This is a genomic window from Kitasatospora sp. P5_F3, assembly GCF_054049135.1.
Map to the genome: position 1 here is coordinate 1 of NZ_JBFUMY010000167.1, position 3,138 is coordinate 3,138.

General features: G+C 67.5%; 5 protein-coding genes. All 5 read left to right on the forward strand.

The annotated features are described in order from the left end of the window. The first annotated feature begins 210 nt into the window (after positions 1-210). Entirely contained in the window at positions 211-492 is a 282-nt protein-coding gene (locus tag ACXJMZ_RS36955) for a hypothetical protein (protein ID WP_457034375.1), read from the forward strand. A 15-nt stretch (positions 493-507) separates the two neighbouring features. Further along, positions 508-1,017: a single-stranded DNA-binding protein gene (ssb, locus tag ACXJMZ_RS36960; RefSeq protein ID WP_457034376.1), complete on the forward strand. Its 510-nt coding sequence runs from the start codon at positions 508-510 to the stop codon at positions 1,015-1,017. A gap of 52 nt (positions 1,018-1,069) precedes the next feature. Beyond that, positions 1,070-1,348 carry a hypothetical protein gene (locus tag ACXJMZ_RS36965; protein ID WP_457034377.1) on the forward strand — a complete coding sequence of 93 codons (279 nt, stop codon included), beginning with the start codon at positions 1,070-1,072 and terminating at the stop codon, positions 1,346-1,348. Between the two features lie 310 nt (positions 1,349-1,658). Beyond that, positions 1,659-1,898, forward strand: coding sequence for a hypothetical protein (locus tag ACXJMZ_RS36970; protein ID WP_457034378.1), 240 nt, complete (start codon positions 1,659-1,661; stop codon positions 1,896-1,898). A 111-nt stretch (positions 1,899-2,009) separates the two neighbouring features. After that, on the forward strand, positions 2,010-3,138 hold a 1,129-nt coding region (locus ACXJMZ_RS36975), incomplete at its 3' end, for a DUF932 domain-containing protein (protein ID WP_457034379.1).

Below are 3,138 nucleotides of genomic sequence, written 5' to 3' on the forward strand. Positions count from 1 at the left end.
ACGGCCTCTTTGCCCCGGACCCCAGGCAGCTATCGGGGGGACGGGGGAGGTGCGCCCCCGATCTGACGGCCTGTCAGCCCCCTTTCCGGCGCGCCGATCCACACCATCAAGCTTGACCAAAAACCCTTAGTGAGGTAATATTGGTCTTGTTGGGAGGGGATGGCACCCCCGAACAACAGACAGAGACCACGGCACAACCGAAGGGCGGACATGGGCCCGCGTTACATCGCGTACTTCACCGACCCGCTCTCCGGCAGCAGCGACTACGAGGCCGTCACGTCGATCCGCCAGGCCGCGGACCGACTGCGGACCCGGGCTCGCGATCCCTACAGCGGCTGCACTGGGCAGTCGTTCGCCGACCTCTACGCGATCACCGATGAGCAGATGCTCACCGAGGCGGAAGAGATGACCGGCGTGGGAGTGCCGTTCGGTAATGGTCCGGACCGCCGGATCATCCTGGGCCCGCGCGGCGGCGCCCGTATCGAACGCTAAGAGGAGTGCGACACCATGGCAGGCGAGACCAAGATCACCCTTATCGGCAACCTCGCGGAGACCCCCGCGCTCAAGTACACCGACGGTGGGGCGGCGGTGGCCAACTTCACCGTCATCGCGAACGAGAAGACCTACGACAGCTCCACCCGATCCTGGCGGGACGGCGACTCGATCTCCATGCCGTGCGTCGTCTGGCGTCAGTACGCCGAAAACGTCGCCGCGTCCCTGACGAAGGGCGCTCGCGTGATCGTCACCGGCACGCTCAAGCAGCGCTCGCATCAGCCCGCCGAGGGCCCCCGCCGCTACTACGCCGAGCTGCTGATCGACGAGGTCGGCCCGGCCCTGCGCTTCGCCACGGCCGAGGTCACCAAGGCCGGGAGTCGCCCCGCCCAGCAGGGCGCGGCATCCAGCCGGACCGCACCCGGTGCGTTCGACGCGACGTGGCCGCCCAACCAGGCCATCCCGCCCGCCCCGACCAACCCGCCCGCCGTCGGCTCTTGGCCGACCCCGGCCATGGCGGGATGATCACCGGCATCCCCGATCCGCCAACCCCCGCCGAGCGACGAGGAGTCCATCCGTGCCCGTACTTGCCCCCGAGCGGACCACCGACGACGTAGCCGACTCCGCGCTGGTCGCTGTCCGCGCCTTCGTCTCCACCGACCCCGCCACCTACCGGGGCGAGCCCGCCGACACGGAAGGCGTGTCCGTGATCATCCGCGACCTGATCACCGCCCTGCTCCACCTGGCCGACGCCAGTGGAGTTCCGGGGGACCGTGAAGAGCTCGCCCATATGGCCTACTACCGCTACCGCGAGGAAGCCGCCTACGAGCGACTCGCCGAACCCGACCCCGTGTGAGGTCGGCCCGTCCGTTCCCGGTGGCGGTGGGTGTCGCCGCCGGGGCGGCGGGGATGTGGTTGTGCCTTCGGCACGGCTGCTTTTTCTGGTCCGGGGGAGGTGCGCCCGCTGATCTGACGGCCTGTCAGCCCCCTTTCCGACGCGCCGATCCACGCCATTAAGTTTGACCAAAAACCCCTATGGAGGTAAACTGGTATCATCGGGTCGACGGGAGGCAATCCGAAGATCGACCCATGAATCCTGGAGGTCACCCCTGCTCCCGTCCGGATGGAACTTCCGCCCATGCGGCTGCATCGTCTTCGCCTCCGGCGTGGACTTCATCGGCAACGTCCGCCCCGAGGGTCGCTGTTCGGCTGCGCGGGAGATCGACGCCCGCCGCAGGGAGGTCATCGAACTGATCTCCTGCGGGGCGGCTCGCCCCGAGTGGCTGGCCCTCATGGAGCACTGGGGCGTCTCGCCCGAGGCGTGCCGGGCCCAGTTTCCGCCAACTTCCGTACGGCGAGAGGATATTGCCGCACGGATTGCACTCGGCTACCAGGTCGCCGACTAGCTGAATGCTTGACGCAAAACCCTTATTGAGCTAAACTTGAGTCATCTGGTCGGGGAGGGCAACCCCGGCCGACACCCACGAATGACCAACCCGTGCGAAGGGACCTCACACATGACCATCTCCCTGGCCAGGACCTCCACCCGTAACGCCAGCCTCCGCGAGATCGTGGGCATTCTCAAGGACCAGCACCCCCGCAAGACCGACGTTATCGCCCCGGTGCAGAGCATCCGCGCCGAGGGCGGCCGACTGATCATCGACGGTGCGGAGCACGAGATCACTCCGGACGGTGTCACCAGCAAGGCCGCCGAGTACAAGCTCACCGACGTGTGTGAGTCGGGTGTGGCGGAGAAGCTGGGCATCCCGGTGGGCTACCTGCGCAAGACTCGGCACGAAGCCCCGGAGCTGTGGGACGCGAACGTCAACGGGTGGCTCACCCACGAGAGCCGCGAGGCCAAGAGCTACATGATCCGCACGCTTCGGCCCGGTCAGGACGAGGACACCGGCACCGCCCGCGCGTTCCTGTCCAACGGATACCGGATCATCGACAATCTCGACATCCTGACCGCCGCGCTCACGGGCGTGTCCGACGCGGGCGTTCGGGTCAGGCTGGACAGCTGCGACCTCACGGACCGGAAAATGTACGTCCGGGTTGTCGCCGACGAGGTCCGCGCCTACGCCCCCGAGCTGCTGCGCAACTACCGCTCCCCGTTCACCGAGGCACGCGGCGCGGACAACCCGACCGTCTTCGCCGGATTCGAGATCAGCAACAGCGAGACCGGGTGCGGCGCGTTCACGATCGTGCCCCGGCTGGTTGTCCAGGTCTGCGACAACGGCATGACGATCACCAAGGACGCCATGAAGTCCGTGCACGTCGGAGGCCGACAGCAGGACGGGGTGATCCGGTGGAGCGACAACACCCAGGCCCGCACGCTCGATTTGGTCACCTCGCAGACCGCCGACGCCGTCCGCACGTTCCTTGACCACGACTACGTCAACCGGCAGTTGCGGGATATCCAGGAGAAGGCCGGGGCCCGGATCAAGGACCCGGAGAAGACGATCACCACCGTCAGCCAGCGGCTCCGGTTCACCGAGGAGCGCCGGGCCGACATCTTCGCCCACTTCATCCAGGGCGCGGACCTGTCCGCCGGTGGAGTCCTGCACGCCGTGACGTCCGTCGCCCAGACCCTCCCCGACGCCGATGAGGCCCACGAACTCGAATCGCTCGGCATCCGCGCCATGG